Here is a 19728-nt window from a genome sequence, read left to right on the forward strand (position 1 = left end):
GTCTTTAGGCGCAGTTTGGCAACAGGGGGTTATACCCCAAGAGCAAACCACCCGTTGGACGGGTGGTCATGATTTGTTTGCACTTTTGACATGTGGAGTGCTCAGTATTCTAATCTCTATCAAACACTAAAACACGCCGAAATCAGGCGTGTTTTTTTGTATTCGGCAGTGCCCATTACGAGGCGCAATTCCGGGTTCATTCCAGTCAGACAGAATGGAGGATCAGGGTTAGAACTCAGAAATGATTCTCTTTACAGGAAAGTTTTTGTCTGATAAGATGTCAACATTCAATTGTTAACCTAAATAAAATATTTTGGTTAACAATTGAAATGCTCTAACGGAAGGTGATATCTTATGACACATTATGAACGACTGGCAGCTATAAATAAGGCTCATCTATGGAATCCTTTTACGCAGATGAAAGATTACAATAACTCCGATCCTCTCATTATCGAGCGTGGCGAAGGCGTTATGCTATATGACGTCCAAGGACGTGCTTATTACGATGGCTTCTCCTCGGTGTGGCTTAACGTTCACGGGCATAACGTACCGGAGCTGAACCAAGCCATAACGGATCAGTTGGAACGTGTCGCACATGCTGCGCTACTCGGAATGGCTAATGTGCCTGCGATTGAGCTTGCAGAAAAACTGGTAGAGATTTCACCAGAAGGATTAAATAAAGTATTTTATTCGGATTCGGGAGCAACCGGTGTAGAAATCGCAGTGAAAATGGCATTTCAGTACTGGAAGAACCGAGGGGAAACGGGTAAAACGAAGTTTATTACGATGAATCAAGCCTATCACGGAGATACGATTGGTGCGGTTAGTGTCGGTGCAATTCCGTTGTACCATGATGTGTTCCGTCCGATGCTGTTCCCTACTTTTGTCATTCCATATCCTTACGCTTATCGACATGAGAACGGAGAAATGGAAGCCATGCAAGCTACGTTAACCGCATTGCGTAATGTACTTGAAACCAGCGCAGACGAAATCGCGGCCATCATTGTGGAGCCAATTGTTCAAGGGGCTAGTGGCATCCTTATTATGCCAGAGGGCTGTTTACGCGAGATGGCAGCACTTTGCCGTTCTTATGACGTACTGTTCATAGCCGATGAGGTGGCGACAGGCTTTGGTCGGACAGGCGCTATGTTTGCTTGTGATCTCGAAGAGGTATCACCTGATTTGATGGTGATAGGCAAAGGCCTTACAGGTGGCTATTTGCCTGTGGCAGCGACATTGGCAACGGATGAAGTGTACAACGCATTTTATGCCGATTATGAAGAGCAGAAAACATTTTTCCATGGACATTCCTTCACAGGTAACCCGCTCGGTTGTGCAGTAGCTTTGGCTAACTTGAAATTATTTGAAGAGCGCAACTTGGTAGAAGGAGTAAGAGTCAAAGCGACTTTTGTAGAAGGCAAGCTCGCAGCCCTTAAAGATTCTCCGCATGTCGGTGATATCAGGCAGAAGGGATTGATGATAGGAATTGAGCTTGTACGGGATAAGGAGACTCGCGAACCTTACGATTGGGCTGAACGTATCGGCGTTCGTGTAACCGGGCGGGCCAGAGAGCTTGGCATGCTTACGAGACCGCTTGGCAATGTCGTGGTGTTCATTCCTCCTCTTGCCAGCACAGAGGCTGAGCTTGATGCAATGACCGATATTCTGATGAAATCCATTCTTGATGTCACCGAAGGTGGCTTGGAATGATGAATGTAATTCGCGGATTATTCGTAACAGGCACGGACACCGATGTTGGGAAAACAATCGTTACAGGAGCTCTTGCTGCTGCGCTTCGTGCTGAAAATCTGAATGTAGGCATCTGGAAGCCCGTGCAGTCCGGTGTACTTCTTGGCAGCGGAGAAACCGATGCAGAACGTCTATTGCAATACAGCGGAATTCATGAACGTGCCGGGGAGGTGGCATCATTTACATTCCAAGCTCCTCTTACCCCGATGCTCGCTGCCAAGCAGGATGGAGTGACTATAACGTTACAGGAGATTATCACCGCTGGTCAGCCGCTAATCCATCGATATGAATCGGTACTCATCGAAGGGGCAGGGGGCGTCGCTGTTCCGCTGACTGAAGACTCTCTTGTAGTAGATCTGATCTCGGAGCTTGGGTTACCAGCTCTGATCGTTGCCCGCTCAGGTCTAGGTACAATTAATCACACACTTCTTACGGTATCTTACCTTCAGCAACATGGGGTTCCAATCGTAGGCTTCATTCTGAACGACGGTGATTCAAAGGAAATGTATAACGACTCGAGCGCTGCAACGAACGCTGAACTGATTGAACGTTATTGCGGCATATCCTTTCTCGGACGCTTTCCGTGTTTAACGGGCGAAATCGATACGGAACTGTTGATCCAAGTGATTCGAGAGAAGATCCAGTTAACACCAATCAGACAAGCAATAACAGTTCAATCCATGGGAGGATGAATGAAGGTGAACACAATGTCCGGTAATCAAGAGTGGTTGTCACTTACAAAGAAATCATTGAATGGCGAATGCTTAACCATTGAAGAGGGGCTTGCCGTGCTTGAAGCAAACGACGATGAGGTACTGCCGCTGATGCAAGCCGCTTTTCATGTAAGACGACATTTTTACGGCAAAAAAGTAAAGCTGAATATGATCATCAACGCCAAAAGCGGCTTTTGCCCCGAAGATTGCGGTTACTGCTCACAATCCATCGTATCAACGGCACCCATTCAAAAATACAGCTTGCTCGACAAAGAAACCCTTCTTGCGGGAGCACGCGAAGCTATGTCACGTAAAGCAGGAACCTATTGCATTGTAGCTTCAGGGAAGGGTCCGACCAATAAGGATCTGGATCAAGTTGTAGAAGCGGTTAAAGAAATCCGTGAAACGATGCCGCTTAAAATCTGTGCCTGTCTCGGAATCTTGAAAGACGGCCAAGCAGAACGTTTGGCTGACGCAGGCGTACACCGCTACAATCACAATCTGAACACCAGCAAAGCCAATTACCCGTCGATAACCACCACGCATACCTATGACCAGCGAATTGAAACCGTGGAAAAGGTAAAAGCATACGGCATGTCCCCCTGCTCCGGTGTCATTATCGGTATGGGGGAGAGTAATCAGGAGATTGTCGAGATGGCTTTGGCACTGCGTGAGCTTGATGCAGATTCGATTCCGATTAATTTTCTCAATGCGATACCGGGAACTCCTCTGGAAGGCGCGGGTCGCACTCCGGCGATGAAGGCACTCAAGGTACTGGCATTGTTCCGGTTCATCTGCCCATCCAAAGAGATTCGTGTTGCCGGTGGACGTGAGATCAACCTTCGTACACTGCAGCCTTTGTCACTGTATGCGGCAAATTCACTCTTTGTAGGTGATTATCTAACGACAGCAGGTCAAGAAATCTCGAATGATCATCAAATGATTGAAGATTTGGGCTTTGAGATTGAGCTAAATGCTCTTTAAGGCGGTACAGATTATGAACTGGATGGAAAAAGAACTGGCGTTATTGGCGAATACTTCCAATGAACGTTACTTACGTGACAGTGCCGCGGTTCCGGATGGTCCGGGTTATACGCTGAGAGGAGATCGAGTGCTCCTCAACCTGGCCTCCAATGATTATCTGGGACTCGCACAACATCCCGCTATCATTAATACGATTCGCGAGACGCTTGTTACCGAAGGAGGGGGTTCGGGGGCATCTCGCCTTGTCACCGGGAATCGACCCCTGTATAGCCGTCTGGAAGAAGCGCTGGCCGCTTGGCAGCATAGTGAGGCAGCGCTTGTTTTTGCAAATGGCTATATGGCTAATTCCGGTGTCATTCGTGCACTCGTGGGCCGGGGCGATGTGGTTTTCAGTGATCAATTAAACCATGCGAGTATCGTGGATGGGATTGTACTGAGCCGCGCAGAGCATGCCCGGTATCGGCATAATGATATGGAGCATCTGAAGGTGTTATTGAACAAACACCGGGATAAACGACGTAAGCTGATTGTTACGGATGCCGTCTTTTCCATGGATGGGGATCAAGCACCCTTGCGAGAACTCGTTGCGCTCAAACAGGAGTACGGGGCAATGCTGATGGTGGATGAGGCCCACAGCGGGGGGATCTACGGGGAACGGGGTGAAGGACTATGCTCTAAGCTTGGTCTGCAAAACGATGTGGATGTGCATATGGGGACATTTAGCAAATCGTTTGGTTTATATGGAGCTTATGTCTGCGGCAGCCGTGCATTAATCCGCTTTCTCATCAACAAAGCAAGGCCGCTCATCTATTCAACGGCTTTACCTCCTTCTCTCGTCGCAGGTATTTCAACAGCGTTAACCTTGGTACAAAATGATCATTGGCGTCGTGAACGTCTCTACTCAGCCAGTATGTTGTTTCGTTCTTCACTTGGTGATGCCGGATTTAACGTTGAGCCCGGGGATTCTCCTATTGTTCCAATAGTCGTCGGTGATAACGAAAGAGCTCTTCGTTTCAGTGCGGTCCTTGAAGAAGGTGGTATTGCCGGAGTTGCCATCAGGCCGCCTACTGTTCCTGAAGGCACAGCGCGAATTCGCTTCTCTTTATCAGCTGATCATACCCCTAATGAACTGAGCGATGCAGCTTCGTTAATCGGCAAGATCGGGCTTCAATTGGGGGTGGTGAACTCATGAATGCACCGGATCAGAGTTTACTGCAAATAAAGCAAGAGACAAGCGGAACCATAGTGTGGCTAACGGGTTGGAGTATGCCTGATGCGGTGTTTGAACGTCTTCGCCTGTTGTTGCCTGATTTCCGGCATATTTCTGTTGATTACAGCACTGCCGATTCTCCGGAGAACATGCTATGTCTAGCTGAGACGGCAGTGAGGAATATTTTATTTGGTGGAGGGTCGGCTTGCAGGGAAAAGGCGATTTACGGGCCGTTTTTGGTATCAGGCTGGTCGCTTGGAGGTTTGCTGGCGCTTAGATTAGCGGCTAAAGGCTACGCTGATGGTCTTGTGTTATTCGGTGCAACCGCGCGTTTTACCCGATCCAAAGAAGAGCTTGACCGCGGCATGGCAGATGCATACGTTAGGCAGATGATCAAAGGGATCTCAAGGGATCGACATGCAGTTGAAACGAATTTTCGAAAGATGATGTTTACGGAGCAAGAATGGGAGACAGGCCTTGCTGAAAGTCTACCTCAAATGGGTAGCTGGACAACCCAAGCACTACTTGCAGGTCTTCAGTTGTTACGAACCGAAAATTGCTTGTCTCAACTGCCGAGTATAGATTGTCCGGTTCTTCTTTTTCACGGGACTGAGGATAAGATTTGTCCTTACGGTGCTGGATTGGAGCTTGTGGCTCAATTACCCCATGCCGAGTTAATTTCAATAACCGCCTGCGGGCATGCACCTTTTTTGGGAAGGGAAGCACACATAGCGGATGAATGGAGGAGGTGGTGGCGTGACCAATAGTAGAAATAGTGCTGTTCAACGCCAATTTAATCGTAGTGCGATTTCTTACGATACACATGCACATGTGCAGCGTTCGATGGCTGATCAGTTAGCAAGATCTCTCGCAGAATGGAAAAATAAAGGGCTCCCAAGTGAGCCGAGCATTCTCGAAATCGGTTGTGGCACGGGGGCTCTGACTCAAATCGTAGTAAATGCATGGCCCAGTGCGAAGATCACTGCAATTGACATTGCACCCGAGATGATCGAATTGGCTTCGAAACGGTTCCGGTCAGCACACCATCCAGGTACTGGGGATTGTACAACGGATAATTTACGTTTTCTACAGGCAGATATCGAAATGTGGGCCGTAAATGCTCCGGAGTCCTCAGTGGATATCATCGTCTCTAACGCCTGTTTTCAATGGCTAAATTCTCCGCAGGAAACACTGAGTCAACTGCGGCGTATGCTGCGCCCCGGAGGCTTGCTGATATTTACGACCTTCGGGCCGGATACATTTTGTGAAATGCATGAGGCATTTAATGAAGCTTATCGAGCTAACGGACTGGAACCACAGCGACATGGACTGTCGTTTGCATCGCCTGTCCAATGGGAAACCATGCTTCAGGAATCCGGATTTTCGAATTTCAATTGTGAGCGTTCAATTCATAAGAAAAATTATGCTTCCGCAAGAGATTTTCTGTATTCGGTTAAAGGGATGGGAGCCAGCACTTCAGAAGCAGTAAGGGTATCAGGTTACAGCTTGCGTCGATTGTTCACCGATATGTATCAGGAGTATGAGAATAAGTTCAGCATGCAGGGAGGAGTCGCAGCAACTTACGATCTCCTATTTATCGAATCATTGGCCCCGTATTAATCATGGAATAAAGCGATATTAACCCTATACCGTAGCGGGAAGAATCAGATGAAGTTCCAGCATAGAGATTAATTCTTCGACGATCTCCTCTGCTGGATAAGGCATGGAATTCATAATCCACCATTCCAGCAAACCAGCGGCCGCAGAGGCCAGAAATTGTACAGTGATCTCCCTGTTAAGTCCCTTGTGAATGCCGCACGCATCCACCTGCTCTTCGACCCCCTGAATCAGGAGCGTCATGAGTCGATTTCGGAATGCAGGGATGCCTTTTCGAGTTAATAGCGTGGTATAAACGGGAGCGTGCTGCTCCAGGTAACGGAAGGTTCGGAGCAAAGCCTCCTTAACGGTCATCGGAGTGGTAGGACTCTCGACCATACAGCTCTCCACCAATTGCTGCAAATACGTCTCGATGCTTTGATCCAGCAGATCAAACTTGTCTGTATAGTGCAAATAGACGGTACCACGGTTAACATTCGCTCGATCAGCAATGTCATTAATCGTAATTTGCTCGAAATCCCGCTCTTCCAACAACCCGATAAAGGCCTCGGTAATGGCTTTTCTTGTTTTGACAACTCGTCTGTCCATGGCTCCTCCTCAGAAGTTTTCAACAATATGGGTTCATTCGTTGATTATTCAACAAAAACGGATGTTTTAGCGATTGAAGCGTTGCAGATGCTTTGTTACTCTTATTTTATCAACAACTGTTGATAAAGCAACGGATATCCATAAAAATTTGAAATAGAGGGATAACTAATGAACATATTAGTGTATGGCGCAGGCGTTCTGGGCAGTCAGTTGGCGCAGGTGCTGATGCGCGGGGGAAATGACGTCACCATTCTGGCTAGAGGGAAGCGGGCAGAGGAACTGGAGAGGGATGGTATCGTCATTCGTCATGTGTTCCAGTTTAAAACGACCGTTGATCCGGTTCGGGTAACAAGAACGTTGGAAGAAAATGATCGCTATGATCTTATCTTCGTGGTTATGAAATATAACGATTTTCCATCCGTGCTTCCCATTCTGGCGGCCAATCAGAGCAGCAATATTGTGATTGTCGGCAACAACGCAGATGCACGACGCATGCAAATCTTTTTGGAGGAAAACAGCAAGGAGGAAAAAAGGATCGCGTTTGGTTTTCAGGTCAGCGGTGGACGGCGGCAAGAAGACAGGATGTTATCCATTGGTGGAGCAAACGGGCAAATGGTGATTGGTGGGCTGGACGGTGAGATTGCCTTTAAATTGATACTGGATCAAGCTTTTGAGAAGACGAAATACAAGTTGAATTACCTGGACGATATCGATGCCTGGCTAAAAAGCCATATGGTGCCCATTCTGATGCTTAATGCGGTGAGTTTTAATGAGAAGCGTGAGATGATCAAGCTGGACGGGAACAGAAAGCAGCTCCAGCATATGATTGGGGCGATGGATGAGGGCTTTCGCGTGCTGGAGGCTATGGGCATAACGATAATACCGGAGATTCAGGCCAAACTGATTCGCAAGCATCAACGGATGTTTTACCTTCTATTGAAGATCTATAGTGTGCTTCCGGTGCATAAACTGGTTGCAGGTTCTTATGGGGAGATTGAGGCGCTAGATAATGCATTTACTGATTGGAAAAAGGCTACCCACACGCCGACTCCTCATTGGGATGTTCTCAAAAAGGAATATTCTAATCTCAAAAAAGATGACTCACTGTAAAAGTGAAATTTCTTCTGGAAATTTGCCTATAGTGAGCATCCTGCACACATTTTCCTATTGCTCAATGTCCCAATCCCGACTACAATTAAACCAACTAATAAAATGGGGATAAGGAGATATGAAGATGCGGGAAGTACCTATGCGCTATGTCAAAGCGAACCAGATTGGGATTGTGCTATTTGTTATCCTCTCATTTCTGTTCAACCAGCCGTTAATTCTGGGAGCGTTATGGATCATCCAAGTCGTCGGTCTGGCATCTCGAGGCAAGCTTAATCTGTTTGTACAGATTGGGAAGGCGGTGTTAACTGGAAAAGGGACAGAGACGCAGGCAGTGGAACTGCAACGCTTCAACAATGTTCTGGCCGTATTGTTTCTTACGCTGGCACTTGTCTCATTCGGCCTTGGTTGGCAGGTAGCGGGTTATATTTTCTCGTCGATGCTTCTCCTCGCTGCAAGTGCCGCATTGCTCGGTTACTGTGTGGGCTGCACCGTATATTTCTGGTATAAGCAATTACGTGCAGGCAGAAAGATTGGTTTTTGAGCCGCAACTCCATACGTCAATCCCCTCCAAGTTCATTGTCTACTTGAAGGGGATTTTACTATTTTCAAAAGGGGAGGGCGATTAAATCTGTTCTCAGCACAAAGCATGTATTCAAATGGAGAGAGAAAGACTCCTTTATCTAAACCAAGCCTTGTTTAAATTGTTGATAAAATTACTGTCGTTCAAAGGAACATTAGCGCTGCCGAAATCTGTCGTATTCAAGGCATCACGCGCGGCAGACGTTAGATCATCCCAGCCGATCAAAGGCTGCATTCCACCCACGGTCCCCGTTACACCAAGCTCATGATTTAGAGGCCAGGTACTATTATAGCTAATCAAAGGATTCGTACCGTTCAGGTTCGTATTACTTGGTGCAACATTCGTGAACTGCCCATGTCCTGAATAGGCGATGGAGAGAATTTGAGGATTTTGTGCTGCGGGATTGTCTACCCATACAACGATGCCTTCCCAGTCATGACGATGGCCGAGGCCGGAGGAAGGGGAGTCTTTCGGGAAGTACCATGCGTACATAATCGCCCATACGCCATTGTGCCATGCCGAACGGGAGTACACTTGGCCTGTGCTTGAACTGCAGTTTCCATTCGGTGAACCGGAAGTTTGCAAGCCGCCGTTAGTATTGCCCTGCTGATCCACTGCGGGGAATGGAACACATCCATGGTAGACTTTTAGGTAAGGTTGAAAACGTTTGGCTGCCATTTGCGTGACTGTGACGGGGCTTACTTCCTGGAATCCGACAACCTGATCATGATTAATTACGGCTGCTTCGACAGCTGTGACAAAGGGAATACAGGCCAAGAGTGAAACCATGAGCAATAATACGATTCTTTTCATTGGGTGATCTCCTTCATGGGTGTGATAGTGTGATTTGTTGAGGATGCATTACGACTATATTGGAAAAGGTTTCATTTTATTTGTCATCTCGTTTGGATATTTGTAAAATTTTTGAAGGATATGGTTGTTCTCATGATTTGAGAGGGGATAAGACTATTTCCGGCCCAAGCGGGCAGAATGGTGATGGATGGTTATGAACGACAGGAAAACGATAGGACTAGATTCAAGAGGAGTGCGAAAGGTTTATTTTGTAAAGGATAGACAAGTTCGGAAGATAAGAGAGAGCATGAATGCCAATATATGGATAGTGTGGAGTAAGTAAATTCTTTAGCATGTATTGATAATGTTATCCTGATGTAAAATTTTGAACTGATTCGATATGATAATAATTACTTATTCATCATAGGCTAGGACATCTTCACATTTGATGATATGATAGAATATAAAGGCTATGGAATGAGACGGAATTCCTCATGCATATATATAGGTAGAGAAAAGTGTTGGCGTAGGATTAACGGAAATGAATCATTGTGTAAAATGATACCCGGCTGTGGTCACTCGCAGGTGGAAACAAAATGAGGTCATTCAGACTCATGGATAATGTGGAATAGGTGGCGTATGAGATGAAAAAAGCTCGCTTAATATATAATCCGACCTCGGGCCGGGAAGAAATGAAGAAACGTCTGGCTGATATTTTGCAGCGTTTGGATCAAGGTGGCATTGAAGCCTCTTGTCACGCAACAACGGGTGAGGGAGATGCAACCCGGGAGGCGGAGCTGGCGATTGAGCGTGGATATGACATGATTATTGCCGCTGGCGGCGACGGTACGTTGTATGAAGTCATTAATGGTATGGCTGAGCGTGAGAATCGTCCACCGCTGGGTGTATTTCCTTTGGGAACGACGAATGATTTTGCGCGTGCGCTGGGTATTCCTAGACAGTGGGAAGATTACGTGGATCTGGTTATTAACCAGCAGCTTCGTCCGCTCGATCTGGGCAAGGCGAATGATAAATATTTTATCAATATCGCAGGTGGAGGCTCGTTAACCGAACTGACCTATGAGGTGCCAAGCCGTCTGAAAACGATGATTGGGCAACTTGCCTACTATATGAAGGGTATTGAGAAAATGGCGAGTCTGTCTCCGCAGGAGCTGGTTATCCGTGCGGCGGGGCAGGAAGAGATCCATGATGAATTCATGTTATTCCTTATCGCCAATACCAATTCGGTCGGGGGGTTCGAGAAGTTGGCTCCGGGTGCGACCATTGATGATGGTCTGTTCGATGTGATCGGTGTGCGCAAATGTAATCTGGCTGACATGATTCGCCTCGTAACCCTTGCGCTGCGCGGTGAACATCTGAATGATAAGAAGGTTGTCCATTTTCAAACGGATTATATGGAAGTAACATCGCCGGGCTATGTACAGTTGAACCTGGATGGCGAGTTGGGCGGCACATTGCCTGCGACTTTTACGAACCTGCGTCATCACCTGATGCTGTATCGTTAAGCGTAGTATAGATCGGGGAGAAAATGTGATTTCCTGTTGTCGTGTGCAATGGGATCACGTATAATCTCATGGTGCCTGAAAATGAATGGAATCTCCCTTGCACAAGGGATGAACATATAACAAGAAAGAAGTGAATGTACGTTGTCTAATACGAACCGCAGCGGTCGTGGAAAAAACCGCCGGAATTCGGCTGCCTCTCCGGGGCAAGGGAATGCTTCAGCGTCCCGTCAGCCAAGCAAATCATCTCGTCCATCAACACGTCAGCAAGGGAAAGAGGTGCGGCCACAAGGCGCATCTCTTTCTGCCGTTCGTCCGAAGGGACGGGAACGTGAATCGGCACCAATCGAAGGACTTCCGGTTAGCAAAAACGAAGAGACTGTCATCGACATCATCGGTATGAACCATGACGGTGAGGGTGTCGGCCGTGCCAATGGATACACGTTGTTCGTGCAGGGTGCGCTTCCGGGTGAAACCGTACGCGTGAGAGTGATGAAAACCAAGAAGCAGTACGGCTACGCCAAACTGCTGGAGATCGTGAAAGCCAGCCCGGATCGCGTATCAGCGCCTTGCCCGATCTACGATCAGTGCGGCGGCTGCCAGATCCAGCATATGAGTTATGCCGGACAGCTTGCGTGGAAACGCCAGCTGGTGGTGGATAATTTGCAGCGGATCGGCAAGTTGAATGTGTTGGTGGAGGTGGAGGATGAGGAACAGACAATCCAACCTGAACAAACCTCTACTGAAGAACAAATGAACGGCAGCAATCGTATTCGTCTTCGGATGGAAGGGGTCATGAACGAAGAAGATGCGGAGCACGCTATTCGTGTGCTGCCTACAATGGGTATGGACGAGCCGTGGCGCTATCGGAACAAAGCACAGGTGCCAATTGGAGCAGCCGAAGGCGGCTTGGTGGGTGGATTTTACGCCAAAGGAAGTCATCGGATCATCGATATGGAGACCTGTCTCATTCAGCATGAGCACAACGATGAAGTTGTGGCGAAGGTGAAGGCGATCGGCAGTCATTTTGGAATCAGTGCATATAACGAAGAGACAGGCCGTGGCCTGTTGCGCCATGTGGTGGTGAAGAAGGCGTTCCGTACAGGCGAGATGATGCTCGTTCTGGTCACGAATGGCAGAGACATTCCGTACAAGGATGAGTGGATCGGCAGCATTCGTGAAGCGATTCCGCATGTGGCGAGCATATGCCAGAACGTGAACAAGAAACAGACGAACGTTATCTTTGGCGATGAAACCCGCGTTCTGTGGGGCCGTGACGTCATTTACGATTATATCGGGGATGTACAGTTTGCCATCTCTCCGCGTTCGTTCTATCAAGTGAATCCGGTGCAGACGGAAGTGCTGTACGGAAAAACGGTAGAGTACGCCGGCCTGAGCGGCAAAGAGACCGTCATTGATGCCTATTGCGGCATCGGGACGATTTCTCTTTTCCTCGCGCAGCATGCGGATCAAGTGTATGGTGTGGAGATTGTGCCTGAAGCGATCGAAGACGCTCGCAGCAATGCGCTCTTGAACGAGATGAAAAACGTGAAGTTTGAAGTCGGTGCTTCAGAGGACGTTATTCCACGCTGGAAAGAGCAAGGCATCGAGGCCGACGTCATCGTTGTCGATCCACCGCGTAAAGGCTGCGATCCACGTTTGTTGGATACGATTCTGGAGATGAAGCCGGAGCGCGTGGTGTATGTGAGTTGTAATCCGAGCACGTTGGCACGTGATCTGCGTGTGCTGGAGGATGGCGGGTATCGCACGGTTGAGGTAACGCCGGTGGATATGTTCCCGCATACAGCACATGTGGAGTCGGTGGCTTTGTTAGTGAGGAATGGTACAGATGACTGAAATTGCAGTTGTGGAGTGGGTCTGGGGAGTAGTACAGATGAACTAATAGTGTAAAACAGAGGCGAGGGAATAGTAGAGTTGATTGTTGACAAATTAATAAATTAATTGGGAGATGCCTGATTTTCAAATCGGGCGTTTTCAATTATTGGGAAAGGGGTTCGAATCCCCTTGCCTCCACCATATAAAACCCGACCGCATGAGGTCGGGTTTTTGCTTTTTATAATTGCAGTGTTATGCTATATTATGGCAGTGAAGTAGAAATGTAATAATTAGTTATTTAAAGAAAAAAATTCTAAAGTAGGAGGTTCCGACCTCTCTTTCTTTGTGGGGTGAAACATTTATATAATCGAACATCTATTTATACCAAGACTTGAGTGGTTTATAAATATCAAATCTAAATTATATAAGTCGCAACCCTCTTAGCCGAACAGAAAAAGAATCTAGTCGAATTGAGGAAGTGGTTCGAACAAGAAGTGGATAATTACTTACTTTTATAGAATTAATGAAATGCTATTCAGAAAAGAGTGATTAAGTGACAAAAAAAATAACCTCCTTGATGAGAAAAGCTCAAAGCAGCTTACCGATATATTGAACGATTTGTTTAGATAGAGCGATCCGTTCCCAAAGTTGAGCAGGGAATAAAAACCGCTCCCTTTGAAGAAAAGGTGAGATATTGAGTATGAAGTCAAATGGGCAAACAACTGATCTCCAAAAGGATGGACATAAGGTCATTCATGTCGCCCTGAACCGGTTAAGGGAGGCGATCATGAGAACTGTTGCAGAAACTATAGAGTGCAAGGAATGGTCAGGTCCGATTCTAACTCGTGTCTTTAATAGGACAGGAGTTCCAGGCTTTGAGCTTGGATCATTAGGATCGGCTGGGTTCCTTAAATACAAGGATAGGTATTTCGTGGTGACTGCGAGACATGTACTAAGTTTGGTGCCGGAAAACGCAAGGCTGACTGATGTTGTAATTCCTTACCAGTATGGAAAAGAGTCGAAGAAGCTTACATTAGTAAAACATATAGAGGAAAAGGAAAACGATATTGCAGTATTTGAGATAAATCTCCAGTCAGCTCGGTTTATGGAACAAGAGAATTGAAAATGTTTTCTTGATGATTCATTGATTGATGAAGATCCTCTCGGGTATTTTGAAAAAATCTCAAATGTTGTTTTTCTACACGGTATTACTGGACAAGAAACGAATATTGATTATGAAGACTTCATAGTTGATATGACCACGACACCGTATACAACTTTTATTGATCGGATAGATGAAGCATCTAACAGAATTGTTCTACTGGCTGGCGTTGAAGGTATTAATGAGTTCGGGGAACTAGGGCATAAATTACCTGTCTTTAACGGAATGAGTGGGTCGTTTGTTTATTCTTACAGAAGAGATGATGATAATCCGTTTAGGCTTCTTGGTATCTTAGCAAATGGTAAAAGAGAAGCTGGATACTTATGGGTAATCCCAATAAACGAAGTGACAGAATTTTTAGAAAGAGGTTTTTTCTGAGTAAGCGTTTATTAACTAGAGTAAAGGTTCGTTAAAACGGCAGTATAGAGCTTGTATCCTGAGTCTTGCTTTTAATTTGTTATGGGTTGGCACAACGAAGCTCTTAGGTTATTTTGAAGTGGTTAGCGCTCCTTACATTTTGGATAGCTCAAGCAGATGGTCTTGGGAGTTAGAAACAAAGAATTTATGTCCGGAATACAGTGATTCTTGGGTTACATTCGACATTACAACATCCAGTATCGTAGCATCTTACGACCATGTTCATCCGGTAACTAATGTGGGAGGAAAAACTTTCGGCGCATTACAATACGGATGGGACAGAATACGACTATCTGATGAGTTTGCTAGGCATGTCATCGAGTTAATCAAAGGAAGCGTAACATCAAAAGAAGGTGAATAAATGAAAGCCTAGGCAATCCCACTGAAAACGTACACTGTTCACTAGATCGTGGTGAATGTTCGCATGTCATTGAAATGAAGCAAAGAAGAAGGAACAGGAGGCTGGAACTATTCCGCTCGAAAGAGGAAGCATTAGATATTTACGATATCAGCTACAAGGAAAAATTAAATTATCCCTAACCGAGTGTACTATAACTGCAGGTAAAAAAGTTAATGAAGCAGTACAGAGTTCGCATTCTGAATTCTGTACTGCTTTTTCTTATGTTCAGAAATGATTTCTGATTCGGCAGTAATTACATCACCAAGTTCATAAATACAGGACATATTGTCTCTCGGACCTTGCTTTCAGAATAGTTGCTTTAGACTTTTCTCAAACTCGATATTGAAATATTAAAATATTTCATAATATCGTTTGACAAAATAAATCCAAAGTGATTTAATTTGTAATATAGAAATATTTCGAAAAATCGTATTCAAAGTTAGGAGGTAAATAATTTGGAAAGAAGAGTTTTAAAAGAGTTCGTGACATTTATCCCAGGTATAAATCCAACAAGGGCGCAAAAACAGTTTGAAAATCAAACAATGAATTATTATGACCAGCAGTCTTTTGAAGCTGATTATAAACATGAGGATGTATTTTTTGAAAATGAGGTAAAACGTTCCTCTCAATATAACCTGTTGTTAAATGAAGGTGATGTTGTTATGAGTAACTCGTTACAGCTTGCAACGATAGTCGGTAAAAACAACGTTGGTAAAGTGTTGTCTCTTAACTTTACAAAAATAGAATTTAACACTGAACAATTTGATAAACGATATTTTCTTTTCTTATTTAATACTTACAAAGATGTGAAGCGTCAAAAAGAAAAAGAGTTACAGGGGACTGGTCCTGTTTTAAGAATCCCACTTCGTGCCCTTGGTGAGATTAACGTTCCTATTGTTCCTCTCAAGGAACAGAAGAAAATAGGCGCTATTTACTTAGAAACATTGAAACTACAAAGTAAGTTAAACAAATACGCAGTCTTGATTGAGCAGTTTACGAGTTCGATAATTGAAGAAACTTTAAAGGAAGAGGATAAATAGATGAAAAGTCAATCGGAATTAGATTTTGAAAATGAAGTTGTCAATTATTTGACTAAAATCGGTGGTGTAAAACAATGGGAGTATAAAAAAAGCATTAAAACAACCGAACAACTCTGGGATAACTTTAAAATGATCCTAGAGCAAAACAATCATGCTCGTTTAGATGAACCATTGTCTGTAACTGAATTTAATCAGGTAAAGAAAATCATCAATAGTATCGAATCACCTTACCGTGCTGGACAGTTTCTGTATGGCGTGAATGGTGTTTCTGAAATTGAAGTTGACCTTGATAATGGTAAACATGTTTTTCTGACAGTATTCGACCAAGCTCAAGTCGGTGGTGGAAATACTGTTTATCAAGTAGTAAATCAAATTAAGCGGCCAAAAGTAGTTGATGGTAAGCCCAATCGCAGGTTTGACGTGACGTTGCTTATTAATGGTTTACCAATTATTCAAATTGAATTAAAGAAGGCACTTCATAGCGCTACAGAATCTTTAAACCAGATGGAACAGTATATTGCTGAAAAACAATTCAGTGGTATCTTTTCAACCTTGCAAATTTTAATCGCGATGACGCCGTTTGATATTCGTTATATGGCAAATACCCCACTCCAAAGCTTTAACCGAGCTTTTGCTTTTAACTGGCAAGAAGAAAGTAATGCTCGCCCTATTCGTTCGTGGAAGACGTTTGCGGATAAAGTATTATCAATACCAATGGCTCATGATTTGGCCACACGCTACATGGTACTAGACGGTACTAAAAACAAAGAAAGTATTAAAGTCATGCGTCCATATCAAGTCTATGCCACAAAGCGTGTGCTTGATAAAGTTAGAAAATTTGACTTCAAATACGATGATGGTAAATTGGGATACATTTGGCACACTACAGGCTCAGGTAAGACAATTACCAGTTTTAAGACAGCATGGCTTGCAAGTCGTCTGTCTAACGTAGATAAAGTTGTCTTTTTAGTTGACCGAATTGCGCTCACGAACCAAACATCTGATGCATATAAAGCCTATGATCCTGTTGCAGGATTTGAAGGGAAAACGGGTGTAGTGAGTGACACTGCTAATATTTCTGACCTTCATCTCAAATTAACGAAGAAGAGTGATAAGAATATTATTGTGACAAGTATTCAAAAAATGTCGCGTTATGTAGCGAGAGATAGCTTCAAGCCGCTAAATGAAAGTATCCTTTTTATCGTTGATGAAGCCCACCGCTCAACTGGTGACGGTACTGAAAATGAAAGTATGCTTGAAATGATCCGGAAAGCTATTCCAAATTCTGCTTGGGTTGGCTATACAGGTACGCCAAAATTTCCCGAGACACGAGAGATCTTTGGCGAGCTGCTACATGCTTATACCATCAAAGAAGCAATTGCGGATAAAAATGTCTTAGGGTTTAACGTTGAATTCAAGGAAACGATTGAGGCTCCCGAAAATCCTACTCAAGATGATATCGACGATAATGTTCGTGGTAGTGTTTACGACTATAGTCCAGAACATGTGAACTTAGTAGTCAAGGAAATATTCGATAACTGGAAGAAACGTTCAAATGACCGTAAGTATAATGCTTTATTTACAGTTCACGTTGGTGGTAATAGAGCAAGTACACCAAGAGCAATGGAATACTTCGATAAATTTGCTGAGGAAAATGCGAATCGTCCTGTCGAGCAACGATTAAAGGTTGCGGTGAGTTTCTCAGTAGATACATCTAATAATATTCATCAACTAAAAACGAACGAAAACTTGCACAGAGCCATCAAAGCCTATAACGAAACGTTCGGAACAGCTTTTGATATGACGACAGTTAAAGTCTACACAGAAGACTTAGCACGACGTTTGAACAAGACAGCTGATGATGGTAACTATTTAGATTTGGTTATCGTTGTTGACCAACTTTTGACTGGATTTGATGCTCCTGAGATGAATACGCTCTATATTGATCGAACACTTAAAGGTGGAAACTTGATTCAGGCATACTCACGTACAAACCGGATGCATAACCTTGTCGATAAGCCTTGGGGAAATGTTGTGAATTATCGTTGGCCAGAGCAAAATGAGTATGAAATGAATAAGGCTTTTGCTATCTATTCGAATCGTGCATCGGCTGCTGAACAGCTTTCACTTGAAGAGTTGAAAGTAGGCAATGAAGAGTCTGGTATTATTTCTAAACCATTTAGCAAGGTCCAAGCTGAGGTGCAAGAAATCATCAAGAAACTTGGATCACTTACAGATGATTTTGTGCAATTACCACCAAGTGAAAAAGCACAAGATGAAGTCTTTGAGAATTTGAAAGAGTATAATCGCTTACTTAGTCAGTTGAAGCAATATACTGAAGACGATGATAAAAATCCTGTTTCCGCCTATGATCATCCCGAAGAGTTCTATGAACTTCTAGGTATTACTGAGGAGCAGGAAGTCATTTTAACAACTGTTATCGCCGGCGAGTTGAAAGAACGACGTGCGAAGCGAGAAGACATTGATATTTCGCAAGTCAATCTCTCTATGGTTCATATTCACGATGTTACCATCAACTACGACTACTTGATTGATCTAATTGCTCGAATGGCTGACGAAGTTCATGCAAACTTTATGTCTAAAGCGGAAGAGACACGTGATGAAATCCATATTGAAATTGCCAAATCAGATAATGATAGAGAAAAATCTAAGGTTCGCAACTTTGTATCTAAAATTTTCTCGAAAGAGTTTGTATTTGATGATTATCCAGCACCTCGAAGTGTTGAAAAAATGAATCAAGCTATGGATAGAGCACAAAAGGATACGAATATCCAACTTGTAACGAACTTCATCCGTACTTGGGGACTTGATAACAGCACAAAGCCTAAGGAACTTGAAAGCTTGATTAAGAAACATCGCTTAGGTCAAGAGGATATGGATAAACAAGGGGAGTTAACAGCAATCATGAATGAAGCAAGAGCAGATTATAAAGAAATTGCAGTTGAAAAGATTGCAGCTTTGAGTTGGGTACGATATAGGATTGAATTCCGTAAGGCATTTTACGAAATGGCTGACGAAATTAAGAAAGAAGAATAGTTAAATGATAAAATTATGTGGATTAAAAAAGGAGAATAAAAATGCATTTATACACAGAACGTCATGGATTAAGAAAACCAATTACACGTACTATTGAAGTTTCAAAAGAAGTTTATACTTCACTACTAAACATATGTCAAAAATATTATAATAACCTAACGCATAACTTTAGACTTCAGCAGCGCTGCTCTTTTACGGGTAAGTATTATATTGAATTTAACCGCAATCAATTTGAAAATAGAATGGCAATAAAAATTCCTGATATTTTTAGGGATGAGGATGGTCATATAGCTGCACCACAAGATAATGATGATTATGATCAATATTCATTAATTGACCTTATAGAATATGTTGCTCAAAATATAAAAGATATTTCTGAAGGATGGAATGATGATCGTTACAAAAATTATTGGGATATTCATTGCTTGGATACAACAAATGTTTTCGATGATTATCGAAATGAACTAAACGAAATATTCCAAGAGTCTGGATTATTGTTTACATTAACCCGAGGAAAACTTATTGAGCGTGTAGTAGAGAACACCCCGCTTTCACCTGAAATAGAGACACAAATACAGAAGATTTCTGAAGATGGTACGAGAGAATTGATGAAAGACGCAATTGCATTATACAAAACACCAAATCCAGCAGCTCGCCAAGATTCAGTTGAGAAAATATGGGATGCCCTTGAGCGCTTGAAAACTTATTATACTAATCTTGATAAACCTGGCTCCGTAACCAAAGTGGTATATGATATGAGCAGTGGGAAATCTGATTTTATTGAAATTTTTGATAGTGAATTTAAGGCACTAACGAAAATTGGTAATAGTTTTAGAATCCGTCATCATGAGACAAATAAAATAGATATTACGGATAATCGCCACTATGATTACTTTTTTAACCGCTGTTTATCGTTAATTGCGTTAGCAATTCAATATTTAAAATAAAAG

17 protein-coding genes are annotated in these 19728 nt (G+C 43.9%); 15 read left to right on the forward strand and 2 right to left on the reverse strand.

The window, feature by feature from the left end:
* Window positions 1-354 precede the first annotated feature (354 nt).
* From bioA to bioC, 6 genes are read left to right on the forward strand one after another with little or no spacing between them, the layout of a single operon-like run.
* Window positions 355-1710, forward strand: coding sequence for an adenosylmethionine--8-amino-7-oxononanoate transaminase (gene bioA / locus P5G61_RS27160; RefSeq protein ID WP_301249350.1), 1356 nt, complete (start codon window positions 355-357; stop codon window positions 1708-1710).
* Window positions 1707-2441, forward strand: a complete 735-nt coding sequence (gene bioD, locus P5G61_RS27165; protein WP_301249351.1) for a dethiobiotin synthase — start codon at window positions 1707-1709, stop codon at window positions 2439-2441. Before bioA ends, bioD begins: the two co-directional genes overlap by 4 nt.
* A gap of 15 nt (window positions 2442-2456) precedes the next feature.
* Window positions 2457-3446, forward strand: coding sequence for a biotin synthase BioB (gene bioB / locus P5G61_RS27170; RefSeq protein WP_435874297.1), 990 nt, complete (start codon window positions 2457-2459; stop codon window positions 3444-3446).
* Between the two features lie 13 nt (window positions 3447-3459).
* Window positions 3460-4638, forward strand: coding sequence for an 8-amino-7-oxononanoate synthase (bioF, locus tag P5G61_RS27175; RefSeq protein ID WP_301249353.1), 1179 nt, complete (start codon window positions 3460-3462; stop codon window positions 4636-4638).
* Window positions 4635-5423: an alpha/beta hydrolase gene (locus P5G61_RS27180; RefSeq protein ID WP_301249354.1), complete on the forward strand. Its 789-nt coding sequence runs from the start codon at window positions 4635-4637 to the stop codon at window positions 5421-5423. The genes bioF and P5G61_RS27180 overlap by 4 nt, the downstream gene beginning before the upstream one ends.
* Entirely contained in the window at window positions 5413-6276 is an 864-nt protein-coding gene (gene bioC, locus P5G61_RS27185) for a malonyl-ACP O-methyltransferase BioC (RefSeq protein WP_301249355.1), read from the forward strand. The genes P5G61_RS27180 and bioC overlap by 11 nt, the downstream gene beginning before the upstream one ends.
* Window positions 6277-6300: 24 nt before the next feature.
* Here the strand turns inward: bioC and P5G61_RS27190 are convergent, their stop codons facing one another.
* Window positions 6301-6861 carry a TetR/AcrR family transcriptional regulator gene (locus P5G61_RS27190; protein WP_301249356.1) on the reverse strand — a complete coding sequence of 187 codons (561 nt, stop codon included), beginning with the start codon at window positions 6859-6861 and terminating at the stop codon, window positions 6301-6303.
* A 168-nt stretch (window positions 6862-7029) separates the two neighbouring features.
* Between P5G61_RS27190 and P5G61_RS27195 the strand changes: the two genes are divergently transcribed.
* A complete protein-coding gene (locus tag P5G61_RS27195; RefSeq protein ID WP_301249357.1) occupies window positions 7030-7971 on the forward strand; it encodes a ketopantoate reductase family protein in 942 nt (313 codons plus the stop codon).
* A gap of 124 nt (window positions 7972-8095) precedes the next feature.
* A complete protein-coding gene (locus P5G61_RS27200) occupies window positions 8096-8512 on the forward strand; it encodes a DUF4395 domain-containing protein (protein ID WP_301249358.1) in 417 nt (138 codons plus the stop codon).
* A gap of 135 nt (window positions 8513-8647) precedes the next feature.
* Here the strand turns inward: P5G61_RS27200 and P5G61_RS27205 are convergent, their stop codons facing one another.
* A complete protein-coding gene (locus P5G61_RS27205; RefSeq protein ID WP_301249359.1) occupies window positions 8648-9364 on the reverse strand; it encodes an NPP1 family protein in 717 nt (238 codons plus the stop codon).
* 623 nt (window positions 9365-9987) lie between these two features.
* On the opposite strand from P5G61_RS27205, the gene P5G61_RS27210 reads away from it, so the two are divergent.
* From P5G61_RS27210 to P5G61_RS27240, 7 genes are all read left to right on the forward strand, one after another.
* Window positions 9988-10869 (forward strand): diacylglycerol kinase, encoded by an 882-nt coding sequence (locus P5G61_RS27210; RefSeq protein ID WP_301249360.1) that lies wholly within the window; start codon window positions 9988-9990, stop codon window positions 10867-10869.
* Between the two features lie 141 nt (window positions 10870-11010).
* A complete protein-coding gene (gene rlmD, locus P5G61_RS27215; RefSeq protein WP_301249361.1) occupies window positions 11011-12723 on the forward strand; it encodes a 23S rRNA (uracil(1939)-C(5))-methyltransferase RlmD in 1713 nt (570 codons plus the stop codon).
* Between the two features lie 766 nt (window positions 12724-13489).
* Window positions 13490-13825, forward strand: coding sequence for a hypothetical protein (locus P5G61_RS27220; protein WP_301249362.1), 336 nt, complete (start codon window positions 13490-13492; stop codon window positions 13823-13825).
* Window positions 13826-13846: 21 nt separating this feature from the next.
* On the forward strand, window positions 13847-14242 hold the full coding sequence (locus P5G61_RS27225; protein ID WP_301249363.1) for a hypothetical protein: 396 nt from the start codon (window positions 13847-13849) through the stop codon (window positions 14240-14242).
* An 894-nt stretch (window positions 14243-15136) separates the two neighbouring features.
* On the forward strand, window positions 15137-15721 hold the full coding sequence (locus tag P5G61_RS27230; protein WP_301249364.1) for a restriction endonuclease subunit S: 585 nt from the start codon (window positions 15137-15139) through the stop codon (window positions 15719-15721).
* Window positions 15722-18778 (forward strand): type I restriction endonuclease subunit R, encoded by a 3057-nt coding sequence (locus tag P5G61_RS27235; protein ID WP_301249365.1) that lies wholly within the window; start codon window positions 15722-15724, stop codon window positions 18776-18778.
* Between the two features lie 41 nt (window positions 18779-18819).
* Window positions 18820-19725: an AbiJ-NTD4 domain-containing protein gene (locus P5G61_RS27240; protein WP_301249367.1), complete on the forward strand. Its 906-nt coding sequence runs from the start codon at window positions 18820-18822 to the stop codon at window positions 19723-19725.
* Window positions 19726-19728 lie beyond the last annotated feature (3 nt).

It is taken from the genome of Paenibacillus vandeheii (assembly GCF_030433635.1).
GTDB lineage: Bacteria > Bacillota > Bacilli > Paenibacillales > Paenibacillaceae > Paenibacillus > Paenibacillus vandeheii.